This window comes from Roseovarius sp. MBR-154 (assembly GCF_053628595.1).
The window spans coordinates 23022-38954 of record NZ_JBRJGR010000028.1; the positions used below are offsets into that span (position 1 = coordinate 23022).

Annotated in this window: 20 protein-coding genes; 5 read left to right on the forward strand and 15 right to left on the reverse strand. The window is 62.2% G+C overall.

Going from position 1 to position 15933, the window contains the following annotated elements:
* Nucleotides 1-3: 3 nt before the first annotated feature.
* Genes ACSSV4_RS20615 through ACSSV4_RS20635 form a run of 5 tightly spaced genes read right to left on the reverse strand, consistent with a single transcriptional unit; the run spans nt 4 to nt 5593 of the window.
* Nucleotides 4-1341 carry a S49 family peptidase gene (locus ACSSV4_RS20615; protein ID WP_454276964.1) on the reverse strand — a complete coding sequence of 446 codons (1338 nt, stop codon included), beginning with the start codon at nt 1339-1341 and terminating at the stop codon, nt 4-6.
* Nucleotides 1341-2837, reverse strand: a complete 1497-nt coding sequence (locus tag ACSSV4_RS20620) for a phage portal protein (RefSeq protein WP_454276965.1) — start codon at nt 2835-2837, stop codon at nt 1341-1343. Before ACSSV4_RS20620 ends, ACSSV4_RS20615 begins: the two co-directional genes overlap by 1 nt.
* Nucleotides 2838-2840: 3 nt before the next feature.
* Nucleotides 2841-3056 carry a phage head-tail joining protein gene (locus tag ACSSV4_RS20625; protein ID WP_454276966.1) on the reverse strand — a complete coding sequence of 72 codons (216 nt, stop codon included), beginning with the start codon at nt 3054-3056 and terminating at the stop codon, nt 2841-2843.
* A 1-nt stretch (nt 3057) separates the two neighbouring features.
* A complete protein-coding gene (locus ACSSV4_RS20630) occupies nt 3058-5109 on the reverse strand; it encodes a phage terminase large subunit family protein (RefSeq protein WP_454276967.1) in 2052 nt (683 codons plus the stop codon).
* Nucleotides 5057-5593 carry a hypothetical protein gene (locus tag ACSSV4_RS20635; protein ID WP_454276968.1) on the reverse strand — a complete coding sequence of 179 codons (537 nt, stop codon included), beginning with the start codon at nt 5591-5593 and terminating at the stop codon, nt 5057-5059. Before ACSSV4_RS20635 ends, ACSSV4_RS20630 begins: the two co-directional genes overlap by 53 nt.
* Before the next feature lie 128 nt (nt 5594-5721).
* Here ACSSV4_RS20635 and ACSSV4_RS20640 point away from each other — a divergent pair, with 128 nt between their 5' ends.
* The 5 genes from ACSSV4_RS20640 to ACSSV4_RS20660 all read left to right on the forward strand — a co-directional run bounded on the left by ACSSV4_RS20640 (nt 5722) and on the right by ACSSV4_RS20660 (nt 7558).
* The gene (locus tag ACSSV4_RS20640) at nt 5722-5922 is read left to right on the forward strand and encodes a DUF6900 domain-containing protein (RefSeq protein WP_454276969.1); all 201 of its coding nucleotides are present in this window, start codon (nt 5722-5724) and stop codon (nt 5920-5922) included.
* A gap of 14 nt (nt 5923-5936) precedes the next feature.
* Nucleotides 5937-6158 carry a hypothetical protein gene (locus ACSSV4_RS20645; protein ID WP_454276970.1) on the forward strand — a complete coding sequence of 74 codons (222 nt, stop codon included), beginning with the start codon at nt 5937-5939 and terminating at the stop codon, nt 6156-6158.
* 12 nt (nt 6159-6170) lie between these two features.
* Nucleotides 6171-6533: a hypothetical protein gene (locus ACSSV4_RS20650; protein WP_454276971.1), complete on the forward strand. Its 363-nt coding sequence runs from the start codon at nt 6171-6173 to the stop codon at nt 6531-6533.
* Between the two features lie 102 nt (nt 6534-6635).
* The gene (locus tag ACSSV4_RS20655; RefSeq protein WP_454276972.1) at nt 6636-6905 is read left to right on the forward strand and encodes a hypothetical protein; all 270 of its coding nucleotides are present in this window, start codon (nt 6636-6638) and stop codon (nt 6903-6905) included.
* A 98-nt stretch (nt 6906-7003) separates the two neighbouring features.
* A complete protein-coding gene (locus tag ACSSV4_RS20660) occupies nt 7004-7558 on the forward strand; it encodes a DUF3489 domain-containing protein (RefSeq protein ID WP_454276973.1) in 555 nt (184 codons plus the stop codon).
* Here the strand turns inward: ACSSV4_RS20660 and ACSSV4_RS20665 are convergent, their stop codons facing one another.
* From ACSSV4_RS20665 to ACSSV4_RS20710, 10 genes are all read right to left on the reverse strand, one after another.
* On the reverse strand, nt 7559-7954 hold the full coding sequence (locus tag ACSSV4_RS20665; RefSeq protein WP_454276974.1) for an HNH endonuclease: 396 nt from the start codon (nt 7952-7954) through the stop codon (nt 7559-7561).
* Between the two features lie 228 nt (nt 7955-8182).
* Entirely contained in the window at nt 8183-8392 is a 210-nt protein-coding gene (locus ACSSV4_RS20670) for a DUF7220 family protein (RefSeq protein ID WP_454276975.1), read from the reverse strand.
* Nucleotides 8389-8898: a hypothetical protein gene (locus tag ACSSV4_RS20675; protein WP_454276976.1), complete on the reverse strand. Its 510-nt coding sequence runs from the start codon at nt 8896-8898 to the stop codon at nt 8389-8391. Before ACSSV4_RS20675 ends, ACSSV4_RS20670 begins: the two co-directional genes overlap by 4 nt.
* On the reverse strand, nt 8895-10262 hold the full coding sequence (locus ACSSV4_RS20680) for a site-specific DNA-methyltransferase (RefSeq protein WP_454276977.1): 1368 nt from the start codon (nt 10260-10262) through the stop codon (nt 8895-8897). Before ACSSV4_RS20680 ends, ACSSV4_RS20675 begins: the two co-directional genes overlap by 4 nt.
* Nucleotides 10259-11518, reverse strand: coding sequence for a site-specific DNA-methyltransferase (locus ACSSV4_RS20685; protein WP_454276978.1), 1260 nt, complete (start codon nt 11516-11518; stop codon nt 10259-10261). The genes ACSSV4_RS20680 and ACSSV4_RS20685 overlap by 4 nt, the downstream gene beginning before the upstream one ends.
* A 564-nt stretch (nt 11519-12082) precedes the next feature.
* Nucleotides 12083-12565 carry a hypothetical protein gene (locus tag ACSSV4_RS20690; protein WP_454276979.1) on the reverse strand — a complete coding sequence of 161 codons (483 nt, stop codon included), beginning with the start codon at nt 12563-12565 and terminating at the stop codon, nt 12083-12085.
* Nucleotides 12540-12995 (reverse strand): hypothetical protein, encoded by a 456-nt coding sequence (locus tag ACSSV4_RS20695; protein ID WP_454276980.1) that lies wholly within the window; start codon nt 12993-12995, stop codon nt 12540-12542. Before ACSSV4_RS20695 ends, ACSSV4_RS20690 begins: the two co-directional genes overlap by 26 nt.
* On the reverse strand, nt 12992-13876 hold the full coding sequence (locus tag ACSSV4_RS20700; protein ID WP_454276981.1) for an exonuclease domain-containing protein: 885 nt from the start codon (nt 13874-13876) through the stop codon (nt 12992-12994). The genes ACSSV4_RS20695 and ACSSV4_RS20700 overlap by 4 nt, the downstream gene beginning before the upstream one ends.
* Complete coding sequence (locus tag ACSSV4_RS20705) at nt 13864-14235, reverse strand: hypothetical protein (protein ID WP_454276983.1); 372 nt, start codon at nt 14233-14235, stop codon at nt 13864-13866. The genes ACSSV4_RS20700 and ACSSV4_RS20705 overlap by 13 nt, the downstream gene beginning before the upstream one ends.
* A gap of 8 nt (nt 14236-14243) precedes the next feature.
* On the reverse strand, nt 14244-15933 hold a 1690-nt coding region (locus tag ACSSV4_RS20710), incomplete at its 5' end, for a type ISP restriction/modification enzyme (protein ID WP_454276984.1).

The following is a 15933-nucleotide window of genomic DNA, read 5'->3' on the forward strand; positions in this document are numbered from 1 at the left end:
GGTTCAGCGCCTGGCGTCGGTCGCAGCCTTTTTTGCTGCCGCGATGATCGGGCTGTCTTTCGCGGCCGCCGCGGCCGGGGCGGTGGCGATGATGCCTGCCGCGTCGCTGCGGGCGGCGAGGTCAGCCAGAACACGGGCGCGCAGGGCTTCGGGCTTCAGACCCTTGGTGACAGCATCGGCCGCGTCGATGGTCACGCCCAACCGGGCGGCCTGCGCGCAGACCTGCGCCACTTCGGCCGCTTCGGCGCGGATGGCATCGGCGGTCATTGTGGTGGGCGCAGCATCACCCACCGCTGCCGGAGTCTCTGGAGCAGCAGCGACGGTTGCTGTCGCGGCGGGAGCGGCGGAAATAGGAGCCGGGTTCGGCGTGTCGGTGGGCGTGTCGGTGGGTGTGGTGGTCATCTGTGGACCCTTTCTGCTGGGGGAAGTGGTGCCGCGCGGTGCGGCGGCGAAAGCGTGGAAAGCTGCGACGGGATCGGCCAGTTCGTCGGCCAGACCCGCAGCGATTGCATCTGCCCCGCGGAACACGGCTGCCTCTGTGGCCAGCGCGGCTGCATGCGTCAGCCGATCCCCGCGACCGGCGGCGACGGTCTCGGCGAAGAGGAAGCGCACGACCTCCAACTCGCGCTGCATCTGGTCGTGCACCGCCTGCGGCAGCGGTTGATAAGGGTTCGCGTCGACCTTGTGGGCACCCGCGTGGATCAGCGTGACGGCGATGCCCTTCTGATCGATGGCACCACTCATGTCGGTGTGCAGGGCCACGACGCCGATGCTGCCGACAGCACCGGTGCGGGGCAGGATGATCCGGTCGGCCTGGGATGCTAGGACGTAGCCAGCGGACAGCGCATGTTCGGCGACAAAGGCATGGATCGGCTTCTGCGCACGCGCCGCCCGGATGCGATCCGCCAGATCGAAGGCACCCGCCACCTCGCCACCGAAGCTGTCGATGTCCAAAGCGATGCCACGAACGCCGGGATCGGCCAGCGCCGCTTGCAGCTGGGCGGCGATTCCTTCATAGGAGGTCAGGCCCGAGGATTGCCCGATCCACGCGCCCCGGTGCACAAGTGTGCCCGCGATCTCGATGACCGCGATGCCGTCAATCATGGCGAAGGGCTGGGTGCCATTGCGCTGATGACGCTGGGCAAGGTCATTGCCAAACAATGAGGCACGCGCAGGCATAGCCGCGAATTCAACCTCGCTGGACGGCAGATCGACACCTTGGAAGGTGATCTCCTGCCCGGTGATGCGCGGCCCCAGCCCGGACAGGAATGCCAGTGCCTTGGCCGGGTCCACCATCAGCGGCGTGTTGAACGCCCGCTGGGCGATTTGCGCGTGGTGCATCATGCGCCCTCCTTCGGGTCAGGTTTCACGTCGCCGGTGTCGTCGGCCTCGTCGTCCTTTTCTGCGTTGGGATCTTCATCCGTCCTGCCGCCTTCGCCCGGCCCCTGCGCGGGTGACCCCGGGCGCCGGAAGTCTAGGCCCAGCGCCGCTTCCCGTTTGCGTTCGGCGGCTATTTCGCGGTCGACCTGCTCGGCGTCGTACCCACGCTCTGCCAAGGCTTGTGTCCGAGACTTCAGACCCGCCTCGATCTGCAGGATTTCCGCCGAGGCGTCTTTCATCGGATCAATCCAGTCCCATTTCGTGGGCAGCCACGCGCAGGTCTGATATTGCCGCCGCTGGCTCTCATAGCCGGGCAGGTCCAGCGCGCCGGAGAGCACAGCCGTGTCCATCCAGCGCACCCAGACCGCGCGGCAGAGCTGATAGACCAGCACGCCATGCTGCCAGGCCGAGATGCGACGGCGGAATTCGATGAGGCTGATCCGCGTGTTCGAGAAGTTGCCCTTGGCGGTGTCGCCGGTGAGATAGCCGTAGGGCACGCCCAGCGCCGCCGCGATTTGCAGCAGGGTCCGATACTGGAACGGCTCATAGGTGCCGCCTGAGTCCGGTGTGGCCGGGGTAGACACATCCTCGCCCGGATCCAGTCGCACCACCTGGCCGGGCTCGACCTCGAGATCCTCCTCGGTCGGCTCCAGCGGGGTTTCCGGCGCAGGCGAGGTGATGAACATCGCGAACATCGCCGCGATCTTTTTGCGCTCCAGTTCGGCATCATCGTAAAGGTCCAGCGTGAACAGCTTCACGATAGCAGCCGCAAACCGTGACACGCCGCGCAACTGCCCGGCCTCGACCGGGTCCAGCACATGGATCACATCCGTAGCAGGCACGCGGACGGTTTCGCCCGCGAGGCCGGGGTCGGTCAGATCACCCGGATGGCGACGCAGGAAGTGATAGGCCACGCGGCGGCCAATGCCGTCAAACTCGATCCCCTGCCGGATCAGCCCGGTGCCGGGCAGGGTGCGGTTCATGTCCAAGGGCAGCATCTCAGTTGGCAGCATCTGCAATTGCAGCGGCACGGTCAGGCCGTCTTCCGCGCGCCGGGGCCGGATGCGGAGGAACACTTCGCCTGACAGGAACACCTCGCGCGCCGCCCGGCGCTGCAAGCCATAGAAGTCTGTCAGTCCTTCGGCGTCAGCATCGTCGGTCCACGCGAGCCAAAGCGCTTGCAGTTCTTCTTTCCTGGCCGCGTCCGCGATGGAACTGGACGGCTTGATGCCATCGCCCACCACATTGCTGGCGAAGCTCTCCACAGCGTTCGCCGCGTAGCCGTTGTTTCGGGCCAGCCAACGTGCGCGGGCGGTGATCGTGTCGCCCGAAGCCGCAATCAGCGTGTTCACATGGGCGCGGCTGGCACGGAAGCCTCGCAGGCGACGATGGGCTTGAGCCGCGTCAAACCCACCGATGATCGACCCCAGCCGCTGGCGAAAAGCCTCGAATGCCATGGATCACAGACCCTTCGTGGCCACGGTGCCCCAACGCCGACGACGCGGCGTGCCGGTACTGGCGGTGGCGATCCGGGTTTCAAGATCGCTGATCGCATTCGCCAACTCGGCGTCTGAGCCATAGTTGATCGATTTGCCGTCATAACTGACCGAGCGGACGCCCGCGTAGCGCGCCTCCTGCAGCGCAGCCAGCAGCGCGCGCATCCGTTCCAGATCCATCTCAGTCCCTCATGAAGTTCGGTGTGTAGGCCCGGCGTTTGCGCCGTGGCGTGGTTGGTGTCCCGGCCTTGGGCGGGGCGGGTGTGGTCGGTTCCGAGGCCGCACTATCAACAGCCGCCGGGGTGACGGGCGGACGGGTTTCCACCCCGGCCTGCGTCTCGAGCCGCCGCCATGTTGCCTCGTCCCAGCGATCCGCGCCCATGATCCAGGCCGCAGCTCGTGCATAGACGCGGGTATCGAGCGCCTCGTTGCGCTCGCGCATCTTCTGCCATTCGGGGTGGGCATAGCCGCGCTTGTTGCGCACAGTGACCAGTTGTTCCGCCACCAGCTGTTTCAGCCATTCGGTGTCGATCCAGTCGGGCAGATGCACGGTGCCCGGAGCATCGAGCACACCCAACGCCCGGTCTTCGTCCGAGGGCCGCTCCAGCCGCAAAAAGCGGTAGGTCTCGGTCTTGAATGTCGCCGTGGCCACCGACCACAGCCGCGCGCCGCGCCGCAGACGTTTGCCGCCAATGGTGGCGTCGACGAAGGTCGGGCCCGACACCGGCGTCGCGCGGTTGAAGCCTTCCAGCCCCTTGATGGGTGCCACCTGGTCGAACCCTTGCTTGCGTGCCCATGCGTAAACCGCCGGGGCCTCATAGCCGGTGTCGATGGCCAGCTTGCCGATCAGCATCACCGCGCCATTGGCGCAGGTCCATGTCCGACCGAGCAGGGCAGTCAGCTTGTCCCAGCAGCTCGGATCGTCGGGGCCACCCGCGATCACGATGTGATCGACCAGCCAGCTTTCCAGACCCCGGCCCCAAGCCCAGACGTCGACCTCGATCCGGTCCTTTTGCACATCGACGCCAGCCGTCAGGAAAAGACCACCGACGGGAACCTGCGCACCGCCATAGGCTTCGCGGCGTTCGGCCAGCCGCTGCCATTCCGGTGCGTCGCCGCTCTCCACCCAAGTTTCGCCCAGCAGGGTGTTACGCGCGACGCGCAGCATCTCTTCCGAGCCTTGCGCCGCCAGCCACTCGCGCGCGATCTGCTGCCAGCTTTTCCAGCCCAAGGGCGAATAGAGCGCGGAGATATGGAAACCGATGGAATGCGGATCGGTGGAGACTGCCGTCGCCCGCCATTCACCGCGCTCCAGCATTTTCGTCTTGTGGTGCTCGGCGATGGGCTTTTCGCAGCCCTCGCAGTGATAGGCGGCGGTGTCGGGCCGCCCTTTGTCCCAGCGAAGGCGTTCAAACTGTAGCCATTGCATCGCCCTGCAGTGCGGGCAGGGCACGAAGTAGCGCCGCTGGTCCGATGCCTCGAACTCGCGCTCGATTCGGCTCAGACCACGGATCGTAGGGGTCGAGACTATGAACACCTTGCGCCGGTGCGAGAAGGTAGTCGTGCGGGCTTCCGCGAGTGTGACCGGATCACCTTCCTCGTCAGCAGAAGCTGGATAGGCGTCTACCTCGTCGAGGAAGATGTAGCGCGCGGGCATCGACCGCAGGCCGGTGGCGCTGTTGGCCCCGGTCAGCACCAGGATGCCGCCGGGGAACTCTTTTGAGAGCATCGAATTGCCCGCATCGCGAGACCGGGCCGGATTGACCCGTTCCCGTAGGGCCGGGCTTTCGGCGATCAAAGGGTCTAGCCTCCCGCGCGAAGTGCGCTTGGCCATCTCGACCGTCGGCAGCACCGCCAGCATCGGCCCCGGCGCGTGATGGATGACAAAGCCGATCCAGTTGTTGCCAGCTTCGGTCGCCCCGACCTGCGCCGCCTTCATGAAACTGACCCGCTGCGCCGGGTGGCGCGGCGACAGCGCGTCCATGATCTCGCGCAGATAGGGCGCGCGGGCCGTGCGATACCGCCCCGGTTCGGCCGCCGCGCGCGACGACAGCCAGCGATGCGCATCCGCCCATTCCGATACCGTCAGGCCCGGATCAGGCCGCATCCCGTTGCGCCACGCGCGCAGGATATCCTCGGCCCCGTCAAACCCGAGGTCGAGATCGGCGGTCAGATCATCGTTATCCGAGGCTGACCCGGAGATCGGCGAGGGCGTCGAGTTGCGCTCTGACATGGGTTTCCAGCACCCTCTGCAGGATCGCGGCCTCGATGATCAGCGGCGTGCCGGATTGCTTTTCCACCTCTGCGGCCACTTCGGCCGCCATCAGAGCCGCCACCCTGCTGGGCCAGGTCACCCAAGTATCGCGTTCCTGTCGCGCAAGGCGAAACACCAGCGTCTCGGCGCGCGCCCGGCCGACCAGCGTGCCCTTGCGCTTCTGAATGGCCAGCTGGCGTTCCTGCGCCTGATAAACCGTCAGCGCGGTGCGGGCCTTCAGATAAGACGAGCTGTCAGCCGGGCCGGAAAACCCAGCATCGCCACCCGTGCTGCGCCGCTGTTGATCCGGATCGGTCATCTCGGCGCGGCGCACATCGGAGGCCGCTGCGTTGATCGACCCGTCTTTGTAAACCACCAGCCGCCCGGCTTTGCGCGCCTTCTGGATCGCCCCGCGCGACAGGCCGGAATGGGCGGAATACTCGCGTTCGGACATACCTTCCATGGCGATTGACAGAGCCTCAAGATATTGGAATTAAACGGAAATGATCTGCTTATTCAGTTGATTACACTTGCCGCTAGAGCGATTCTGGGTGCAAGAAAACGATGCAACTCAGCCCTGGAGACGACGCCATGACCACCAAGACCGCGCCCGCCAAAGCCCCCAGCGACGCCCTGCTGCTGGAGATCGCAGCAAAGCATTTCTACAGCATCGAGACGCTGGAGACCCGGAACAGCGACCGCCTCGACTTCCACGATGTCGCGGTCTGGTCGATCCGCGCCGCGCTGGAAGAGGCTTATGCCGCTGGCGTCGCCGCCGCGTCCAAGCGCTGAGGGAGGGCAGGAACATGACCATGGCTACGACCACGATCCGCATTGACCATGCCACCCTGCCGGACCCATTGAACCTCAAGGGCCCGGACGCTGCCGCCCGGATGATCGAGGCCGCGTTGCGCGATGAGGGCATCAAGGCGGAGGCCTCGGACGTGATCTCGCATCTGAAGATCGAGCTCCCCACCACCCAGCTTGCCGCCGCCAGCGTCCTGCTGGCGAGCCTTCAGCTGATCTGAGGGGGCACGACGATGACCCTGTCCTTCAACTGCCTGCCCGAGGGCGAGACCCTCGCCGACCTGATCCGCCGCGAATGCGCCATCGGGTTTGATCTGCGGTTTTGCCGCAGCGTGGCCACCAGCCCTGACGACCGCGACACCGAGACCTGCGACCCGACCGAGGCCGAGTTCGCGAGCGTTTACGCCATCACTGATCTGGGCGAGGCTATAGCGATCCACGATGCCAACCTGACCTGTGCCGGGGCCGATGAGGTCGCCACCATCGCCCGCGCGCTGTTTGTGGCCATCGTCAACGCGCGGCGCGACTCGCCCGATGCCGCCCAGCGCCATGAGGCGGAACAGGCGGCACTGATCGATCCGGATCGCATTGCATGATTACAAAGCCATGAAATTGCTCGGAATTGCCTACGACAATCGCCCGACCAGAGCGATAATGATTGTACCAAAACGATGCAACTCAGCCCAAGGAACCACGCCATGACCCGCCTCGACCCGATCACCACACCCCGCCACCAGCTGCGCGCCGAGAAGGCCGCGCGCAACCACGAGGCGGCCCTCAGCGCATTCATCGCAAAGAAAGCCGAGATCGACACCATGCTCGCCCGCTTGGCAAGTCTCAGCGACGACCATTTCGGGACCTACCCCGAGGAGGTCAATTGGGGCAACGTTGGCACGCTTGAGCATTACGCCAGTCTCTTGAAGCGCATCACCGACAGCGCCTTTGGCGAGGGTGAGTACGCCGAGTGATCCCCGGCTTTGTGCCTCGCCCGGCCCGCCACCATGGCGGGCTTCACCCGGTAGGAGAATGCGCATTCCGCGCCGCCCGACACTATCGGAGACATCCCATGCCCAAACTCACAGACACGCAGACCATCATCCTCAGCCGCGCGGCGACCCGCCCCGGCAATCTGGCCATGCCGCTGCCCGAGGGGCTGCATGGCGCGGCCGCCAAGATGGCCGTCACGCGCATGATCACCAAAGGCTGGATCGAGGAGGTCAATGCCGACAGCCTTAAGGACGAGCCGTTCTGGCGCGAAACCGGCGACGGCCATGGCACCACGCTGATCGCCACCGAAGCCGGGCTGGAAGCCATCGGGATCGAGCCGGTCGTCGCCAAGGCGACCAGCGCGTCGCGGATAGTGACACCTCAACCAGATGCGGAGTCCGCCGTGACCGAGGCCCCCAAGCCTGTGGCCATCCGCATGGGTACGAAGCAGGCCCAGATCATTGCGCTCCTGCAGCGACCCGAGGGTGCGTCCATCGCAGAGATCACCGAGGCGACGGATTGGTTGGCTCACAGCGTGCGTGGCCTGATCTCGGGCGGACTCAAGAAGAAACTGGGCCTGCCCGTCACTGCCGAGAAAGTTGAGGGCAGGGGGATGGTGTACAAAGTCCCCTGATCAATGTCTTGGCGCCTCTCCCGTGCGTACTCTCTCGAACTTGGTGTCAGCATTGCTGATGCCGTTCAGTCGTGCGGCAAGCCATTTACCTTTTGCCATCCTATCTTGGACACGCGCGCGATGCGAATCTGGAGAAAGAGGTTGTTTCCTGTGGTGTCGCCGCGTGTTGCAGTACCAGCACGCGGCGACGATGTTGTTTGATGAGTTTGCACCGCCCTCGGCGCGAGGGAGCAGGTGTTCGGCAGTGCAGCGCAGGGCTTTTTGCATGCTTTGTGCTCGGAAGATTGCGGGCATGTCATGATCCGTTTCCGGATCCCACATCGGCAGGCCACAGTAATAACACCGTCCCTCCTGCGCATGCATCTTGGCTCGGCGAATATTCGATAGTTTTCCCATGGCACGGGTTCTCCATTCAACTTCGTGAGAAGCGAATGCGCGACGCCCTTGGAGGGCGCTCCCCGGCGGGAAGCTTTTGCTCGCGCGAGACCCGATTGTTCGTGGTTTCGCAATCCGGACAACGAAATCGTCAGGATAGTTTCTGCCGATTTGAGGGAACTTTTGCTCCGTCAAGACCCGATTTCGGACCTCCGATATCATGGATGATAATGAGCAGTGAAGCCCTCGTCAACAGATGCACTCGAACAGCCTGCGCAGCGCGTAGGTGCGCAGGAGCGAGATGCCGGTGAACAGGGCGCCAATGGTGAGGTTCTCGCCAATGCTTGGGTGCAGGCCGAACCACGGGAAAACCGCGATCTGCGTGGCCACTGCCAGCGCATAGCCCACCGTCACATTGGTGATGGCCTCCATCAGCGACATGCCGCGCGATTGGGTCACATCACCGGTCCTGTGATCTGAAATTCCTTACGGATGACCTTGGCAGTCTCGGTCGCCTGCAGGTCATTGCGAACGCGTGCTGCAATGCGCCCGATATTCACGATGATGCAGGCGCTCTCGTTTGGCGTGACAAGGGGTGCCTCGTATTCGGTGTGGCGCAGGAACTCACACGGGGTCTCAATGTTGAGATGGTCGTCACTCGGACGGATAAGCCAAAGCACTCCTGCGCAATCGTCCGGGGCGTCTATGCTACCCCGCAGAAACGGTGACAGGTGGTTTTGCACCAGCCCAAATGCGATGGACGGACCAAAGCCAAGTTTGCGCAAGTCCTGTGCGGCAGCAACCGACACCACGTCTCTCCAGCTGTACCAGCGCGCCTTTCCGGGCTTGGGTGTGTTTTCAGGCTGAAAGTCGTTGCGGGATATGGCCTGGTTCAGGTCCGCGCGCGTGATCGGAATGATCCGAATGAGGTCAGCGTTTCGCCAGATTGGGGTGTTGATGATCATTGCTGTTTTGTCTCCTTGCCAATGGTGGTTTCGTTGCGATTTTCCAACTGTGCCTTTCGCCCCGTCGCCAGTTCCCACCGCCGCACGGCGACGTCGCAGTAGATCGGGTCCAGTTCCATCGCGAAGCAGCGCCGCCCAGCGCGTTCGGCGGCGACGATCTGCGTGCCGGAGCCACAGAACGGCTCGTAGATCAGGTCGCCCGGATCCGAGAATGCGGTCAGCACGGCCTCGACCAGCGCCACCGGGAACACGGCTGGGTGCGACCCAGCCGCACCCAGCCCGCCCTTGTGGCGCATGATGCGGAAGACAGAGTCCAGGATACGGTGGCTCTGAATCGCGTTGCCGGTGCCGGTCTTGGCGTGGACGGTGCCGTCGGCGCCGCGCAGCCCACCGCCGCCGAGGACCTCGCCCGCGTGCTTGGACGGGACGGTCTTGTGCGGTTTGCGGGGCGCGCGGTTGAAGTGGAAAATGAACTCGTGCGAGGGGGCCAGGCGGCCGTTCCAGTCGCCCGGCAAGCCCGGCCCCTGGTCCCAGACATACCATCCAAACCGCCGCCAACCAGATGCGCGCATCCATTCCACCCATCCTTCCCAATAGGGCTGCCATTCGCCGCTCCGGTGCACGAGGCCGAGGTTGACCAGCAGCTGTGCGTCGCCGGTGACTGGAGCCGCAGCAAACACGCCCTGCATCAGCGCATCCCAATCGCCGACCTTTTCCTTCGCAGCGCCATAGTCGCGCTGCTGGGCATAGGGCGGCGAGGTGAACATCAGCGCGGCTTGTTCGCCCTGCATCAGCCTGGTGACGGCGGCCGGATCGGTCGCATCGCCACAGCACAGCCGGTGCTGCCCAAGTTGCCAGATGTCGCCCGGCTTGGTGATCGGATCAGCGGGCGGGGCCGGGATCGCATCGGCCGCATCGTCAGAAATCGATGGGCGATCTTCGTCGCCCGCGTGCAGCAGCGCGTCCAGCTCATCCTCGGGGATCCCGATCAGCCCGAGGTCGAAATCCTCGGCCAGCAGCCCGCGCAGCTCCTCGAGGAGCAAGGCCTCGTCCCAGCCGCCCAGCTCGGTGAGCTTGTTGTCGGCGACGCGATAGGCGCGGCGTTGCGCCTCGGTCAGATGGCCCAGCACGATCACCGGAGCCTCGGACAGGCCGAGGTGGGCGGCGGCCAGGATGCGACCATGGCCCGCGATCAACTCCCCGTCGGCGGCCACCAGCACTGGCACGGTCCAGCCGAACTCGGCCATGCTGGCGGCGATCTTGGCGACCTGATCCGCATCATGGATCTTGGCGTTGCGGGCGTAGGGTTTCAGCCGGGCCAGCGGCCAATGCTCGATACGCCCCGGCAGCAGGGGTGCGTTCATGCGGCCAGCCTTTTGGACTTCAGGTCGGCAAAGGTCTCGCCGGTGTCGGCCAGCACGGCATTGGCACCGGTGAATTGCTGCCAGCGCTCGATGGCCACGTCGACATAGGCCGGGTTCAACTCGATCCCAAAGCAGACGCGGCCCGTGGTTTCGGCCGCGATCAGCGTGGTGCCAGATCCCATGAAAGGTTCATAGACCGCCTGACCCAGGCTGGAGTTGTTGAGGATCGGGCGGCGCATGCATTCGACCGGCTTCTGCGTGCCGTGCACAGTGGCCGCGTCCTGGTCCTTGCCGGAGATATGCCAAAGGGTGGTTTGCTTCCGGTCCCCGGCCCAATGTCCCTTGCCGGTCTTCTTGACGGCATACCAGCAAGGTTCATGCTGCCAGTGATAATCGCCGCGGCTCAGCACCAGCCGGTCCTTCGCCCAGATGATTTGCGACCGGATGGCAAAGCCCGAGGCCAACAGACTCTCGGCCACGGTCGCCGCATGCAGCGCACCGTGCCAGACATAGGCGACATCGCCGGGAAACAGCGCCCAAGCATCATACCAGTCGGCCCGGTCGTCGTTCAGCACCTTGCCGGTGCGCTTGGTCTTGGCCGCACCCGCCTGGTTGCGCCAAGATGGGTCATACTCCACGCCGTAGGGCGGGTCGGTCACCATCAGCAGGGGGCGCACATCGCCCAGCAGCCGTCCGACTACATCGGCGGATGTGCTGTCGCCGCAGATCAGCCGGTGCGCGCCCAGCTGCCAGAGGTCGCCCTGCACCGAAACCGGCGTGACCGGCGGTTCGGGGATTTCGTCCTCACCCTCGACCGCGCCGCCTTCCGGCTGATCAGGATCCCGCAGTAGAGCATCGAGATCCTCGTCGGCGATGCCAAGCAGCGACAGGTCGAAATCCTCGGCCAGCAGCCCCGCGATTTCGTCGCGCAGCACGGTCTCGTCCCATTCGCCCATCTCCGTGAGCTTGTTGTCCGCGATCCGGTACGCCCGCCGCTCGGCCTCGTCCAGGTGCGCAAGCCGGATCACCGGCACGTCCTTCAACCCCAGCATCGTCGCCGCCAGCACCCGGCCATGCCCGGCGATCAGTTCACCATCGTCGGCCACCATGCACGGCACGGTCCAGCCAAACTTGGCCATGCTGGCGGCGATCTTGGCGACCTGGTCCTGCCCATGCATCTTGGCATTGCGGGCATAAGGGCGCAGCCGGTCGAGAGGCCACGTCTCGATCTCGCTTGGCGCGAAGACAAGGTCCATCGGGTGGCTTCCATGTGGGGCAGAGCGGACATGCCGATGCGCGCTGGGCGATGCCAGCGGCAGGATCGGGATCCGCGATGTCGGGAAATGAGAAGCGCCCGCGAGGGGGTGTGTCCTCCGGGCGCAAATCTTCGATGATCAAGGGGTAGGTCAAGGGGGGCAGCTTTGTCAAACGAAAAATATACGCGGATTCAATGGCTTCGCAGTGGCTGGCTTCCGACATGGTGGCTTCCGAAAACTGGATTTGGTGGATTCCGCAAAAGAATCCAGCACGCCACGATCGTGATTCCGCAAGCCTTTGATAACGAGTCGCTTTTCCCAAGATCACCCGGCAGGTGGATTCCGCCTGGATTCCCCGGTGAAACTGCCTGTCGCTAGCGAAATGCTGCGCTGCGCCCCCCCGTATACGTTCAGGGCTTGGGAGGAACCATGCCGTGGGGGGAGAGGCAGGCAACAATAGCTCCCGAGAGTGGTGCCACCCGGAAGCCCCACCTATGGTCAAAGTATATGAAACGCCAGTGTGAGACTGTTAAAAATGCTCCCCGCCCTCACCAAGACTACCCCCTACGGCGCATAAAGCGAAAAGACACCGCCTTCAAAAAGGTACCAAGCTGATTTGCGGGCATCGTTCGTGATAAATGGATAAAGCACCTGACGATGCAGGGGGTTGCCATTTCCCTCGCAGGTCACTCTGTGAACGAAGATCTTGGCGGTCGAAAGCCGCATCCCATCTTCCTCAGCCTTGAACAACGCAAATTCTGGATTGAAAAAGAAGTCATCAGGTTCATAGGTTGTGTAGGTGGATGACATGCCTGCGAAGTCACAGTTGAAGAAAACGCCCTTGGCTGATCCACGATTGAACGTCTGTGTGCGACCAATCACGTCCGTCGTGCTGACAAACCAAGGTTCGCCAGAATAGCCGACGACGGACCAGGTGGTGTCAATGAAATCAGCCTTTGCCATTGATGCAAACGCAATGACCATTGGAAGGACGAGGGCAAAGCCTGCAACCGCATTCACTTCAGTATTTGAAGGTCGACGTGCCATTTGCTGCCTCCGTTTCCATCGCAATGCAGCCTTCTAGAATTGAATAGGAGCCGCCACTTACGCGGCCAACCTCATCACAGTATGATCGCACGCGGTTCGGGATGGAGCCCCATCGAGCCTTTAGCCCGTTGTAGGCAATCTGCTCCATGTCAACGCAGCCATTGTAGATCATTGCCGATCCACCGCTGACATCAGAAACAGTCTGACAGTAGCCAGCGACATCATAGCGTGGGACCGTATCGGCAAAGGCTGGTGATGCGACGGTCAGCAGCAGTGCTAACTTAAGAACTGCATTCATTAAATTTTCCCCTATTTGCCCTTTGAACCGGAACATCGCAATTCGGTCATTCCATGTCGATAGAGCGGCATAATGCTGGCGCGCGGTCGGCGGATGGCGGCCCGGTGTTTTCTCTGTCTTTTTGGCATTCACTTGACCCGATGGTCCGCGATAAGATCCTTAAACTCGGTTTCACCCATGATCCGTATCGGATGACCAGCCGTGCGCATGTCTTCGGCCTTGCGGTGCTTGCTGCTCTTGGTGTGCCCTGCAAGGACGCTCAAATCCTGATCACCCACGACCAAATGCGTCGTCTCCCTGGTCACACTAGGTTTCACGGACATGCCGACGCAGGCGGCAAGTGCAGCGGCTTCGTTTCGGGACATGCCCAGCGCGCTGGTGAAGACCACCACTGACCCGGCCAGTGCACCTTTGGGATCGCCGTCCATGGTAATCGCGGCTGAGTAGCTCTTTCTGGTGGCCGGTTTGATCAGCTCCTCAAACGGAAGTCGAAGATGAAGCTCGGCGTGCAGCACGACCAATGCAGCAGCGCGAGCGTCTTCGCCTGCGTCATGGTGGTGGAACTGCAGGTTCAGTGTGCGCTTGAGGTTCGCTAATCCGTGTCCGCCGTTACCCTTCAATTCAGGCCATGCCCGCCTCGCGATCTGGACGCTGTCGCTCCAGTGCAGGTCAGGGGCGTCAATTCCGCAGAAACCGCAGGCGGCATTCATCGCCTGCTTGTCGAAATTACTGTGCTGGACAAGGTGATGCGTTGTCAGCAGCGGCAACAGCGCGCTCAAGGCATCGGGAAAGCGGGGCGCATCGGCAACATGATCGGGTCCAATGCCGTGAAGCTGGATGTTGAACGCGTCAAACCTGGTGCCGGGATTGACCAGCATTGAGAACGTCTGGATCTGGTTGTCAGGCTGAACGCAGGCCAGTCCGATCTGGCAGATGCTGCCCGCATCGCTGCAGGCGGTTTCGACATCCAGCGCGATGAAACGGAAATCGCCCTCGGGGATCATGGGGCGCATAGCTTTGCGTCATCAAGGGTGCTGGCGTACATCAGGCAGGTTTCGATGTCGTCCAGGCGCGATGCCATTTCCTTGGCAATCTTCAGGTTTTTGTTGAAATCCTCGACCAGATCGTTGTGCTTGCGTAGCAGCGTGTCATGCGCATCGACGCATTCGGTGACGTTGGATTTGCAGGTAAAACCCTCGTAGTTGCATTGGTAGCTGTCGAAGCAGGCTGCGTTCTTGTCGACACACATGCCGCCGCTCGAACATACCGTTTCGCCAAATCCGAGGCAGGCACCGCGGTCTCCGTAGGAGCAGGAAAACCCCTGCTGGCTGATCGCGGCGGAGGGGATCAGGGCGGCTGCGGCCAAAGCCATCGCAAGCCTCATTCCATGACCTCCAGTTTTGGCAACCCGCGCACGATTTCCATGGTTCGCAGGCTGACGGTGATGACGCGCTGGAACAGTTCCAGAGGGTAGGCCGGGTTGCCCATCGTCTCGATGGCATATCGGTTGGCGTCGTTTTCGATGCCGCTGGCCTTGTCGGTCTTGACCACCTGGCGTTCCATCACCCATTCCAGCGCGGGCTTGCCGTTCACGACGTAGTCATAGGCCTCCAAGGGCACGTCCTGCATGGTGATGTTGGCGTTGTAGATGACGGTGGTCTTGTCCTTATCCTTGCCGGACTTGCCAAACGTCCATTTCGTGACGCGGTAGAAGGCCTCTGGGTTCTTGATGTCGGCCAGGCGCAGGTCGCCTTGCTTGATCGTGACCGGGTAGGGGTGGACCGTTTCATAGTTCACGTGCAGGTCGCCGAGTTCGCGGCCCGCACGGCTGAATGCCCAGAAGTCGGCTGCGGTTTTCACGCGGGGGATGCGGGGCAGTTCCTTGGTCAGGTTGTCGGCGTATTTCGTGCGGTAATCCTCGGAATGCAGCAGGCCGTAGACGTAGTAGAACAGGTCTTCCTTGGTGATCGTCTCGCCGGGATAGGCCTCCTGGAAGTGCTTAAGGCCAGCGTCGGTGATGGCCTCACGGCGCTGAAGACTGGAGGTCTCACTTTCGAAGAGGCCGCCGGACTCCTCGTCGTGCTGATCGAAGAAGAATTGAGGAAACCCCTGAACACCGCCGTCAACCAAGTTCAGATCATAAATGTTCTCTACCATGAGAGGCATGAACGGCACGCGTGAACTAAGGCCGGGAAGCAATATAACCCGGTTCGGCACATTTGGAGTTGGAAACAGACGATGGAGCTGAGAAATAGTCTCATTCAGGCGGCGGCCAAAGAAAAGCCATTGCTTTTCATATGGTCGGTAGACACTTCGAACAATCTCTCCATCTGAAATGGAAAGTGCCTTCCCTCGTTTGATGTCATTCCGCAAGGCGCGAGTCCAACTGATTTTCGTTGGGTCGGAATTCAGAAAGTCCTTAATGTCTCCGTGTATTCCCTTCGACCGTTCGAGCTCCGCGTTGTAATGCTGAATAGTTCTTTCAACGTTGCTCGCAAGGTAATCAAGTGAAGCGTTATAAACCCATTTGTCCCGGTTGGTTGCTGCACCAAGGGAATACATGCTGAAGATCGAATGCGTGCCAGAGCTTCCCTTTTCCCCAACTGGAATGAATGCTTTGAAACTATCATCTCGCTGATTAAGCCAATCGTTCTGTTCATCTGGAGTAACAGCTACCCAACCTTCCGATTTTGTGATCCCATTCACACTTCCAAAACCGCTAATAATCGACAATTTTTCTTTTTGACTCAGATAGTCGCCAATATCATGGAAGAATATCCTTCCTTGCTCAAATGCTTCTGGGTTCTTGACGAAGACGCTGATCGCAATAGGGGCGCGGCTTCCAGAACCAAAGACCTTACCACCTTCTCGACGAGAACGCTCTCCGCTAGTGCGTTGGTTGCCGCGCAAATGAAAAACATAAAGGTCAGTAAACTCTTCAGCCAAGCACGCGCGCAATCCGTCCGCAGAATTCCCTGAGCTGCCCCCCGAAATTCGGACACTGACATAAGCTACGATTTGCAGTCTGCTGATCTTCGACGAGAAGGAGATCAGAGATGTCGAAACGCAA

Bases quoted from the DNA above. Each gene is read 5' to 3' on its own strand.
- ACSSV4_RS20620 (WP_454276965.1), bottom strand. From the start codon at position 2,837: ATGGCATTCGAGGCTTTTCGCCAGCGGCTGGGGTCGATCATCGGTGGG.
- ACSSV4_RS20685 (WP_454276978.1), bottom strand. From the start codon at position 11,518: ATGGACCTTGTCTTCGCGCCAAGCGAGATCGAGACGTGGCCTCTCGAC.
- ACSSV4_RS20705 (WP_454276983.1), bottom strand. From the start codon at position 14,235: ATGGCTTTGGCCGCAGCCGCCCTGATCCCCTCCGCCGCGATCAGCCAG.
- ACSSV4_RS20635 (WP_454276968.1), bottom strand. From the start codon at position 5,593: ATGGAAGGTATGTCCGAACGCGAGTATTCCGCCCATTCCGGCCTGTCG.
- ACSSV4_RS20625 (WP_454276966.1), bottom strand. From the start codon at position 3,056: ATGGATCTGGAACGGATGCGCGCGCTGCTGGCTGCGCTGCAGGAGGCG.
- ACSSV4_RS20690 (WP_454276979.1), bottom strand. From the start codon at position 12,565: ATGGCACGTCGACCTTCAAATACTGAAGTGAATGCGGTTGCAGGCTTT.
- ACSSV4_RS20665 (WP_454276974.1), bottom strand. From the start codon at position 7,954: ATGGGAAAACTATCGAATATTCGCCGAGCCAAGATGCATGCGCAGGAG.
- ACSSV4_RS20700 (WP_454276981.1), bottom strand. From the start codon at position 13,876: ATGCGCCCCATGATCCCCGAGGGCGATTTCCGTTTCATCGCGCTGGAT.
- ACSSV4_RS20630 (WP_454276967.1), bottom strand. From the start codon at position 5,109: ATGTCAGAGCGCAACTCGACGCCCTCGCCGATCTCCGGGTCAGCCTCG.
- ACSSV4_RS20675 (WP_454276976.1), bottom strand. From the start codon at position 8,898: ATGATCATCAACACCCCAATCTGGCGAAACGCTGACCTCATTCGGATC.
- ACSSV4_RS20650 (WP_454276971.1), top strand. From the start codon at position 6,171: ATGACCCTGTCCTTCAACTGCCTGCCCGAGGGCGAGACCCTCGCCGAC.
- ACSSV4_RS20615 (WP_454276964.1), bottom strand. From the start codon at position 1,341: ATGCACCACGCGCAAATCGCCCAGCGGGCGTTCAACACGCCGCTGATG.
- ACSSV4_RS20640 (WP_454276969.1), top strand. From the start codon at position 5,722: ATGACCACCAAGACCGCGCCCGCCAAAGCCCCCAGCGACGCCCTGCTG.
- ACSSV4_RS20655 (WP_454276972.1), top strand. From the start codon at position 6,636: ATGACCCGCCTCGACCCGATCACCACACCCCGCCACCAGCTGCGCGCC.
- ACSSV4_RS20660 (WP_454276973.1), top strand. From the start codon at position 7,004: ATGCCCAAACTCACAGACACGCAGACCATCATCCTCAGCCGCGCGGCG.
- ACSSV4_RS20680 (WP_454276977.1), bottom strand. From the start codon at position 10,262: ATGAACGCACCCCTGCTGCCGGGGCGTATCGAGCATTGGCCGCTGGCC.
- ACSSV4_RS20645 (WP_454276970.1), top strand. From the start codon at position 5,937: ATGACCATGGCTACGACCACGATCCGCATTGACCATGCCACCCTGCCG.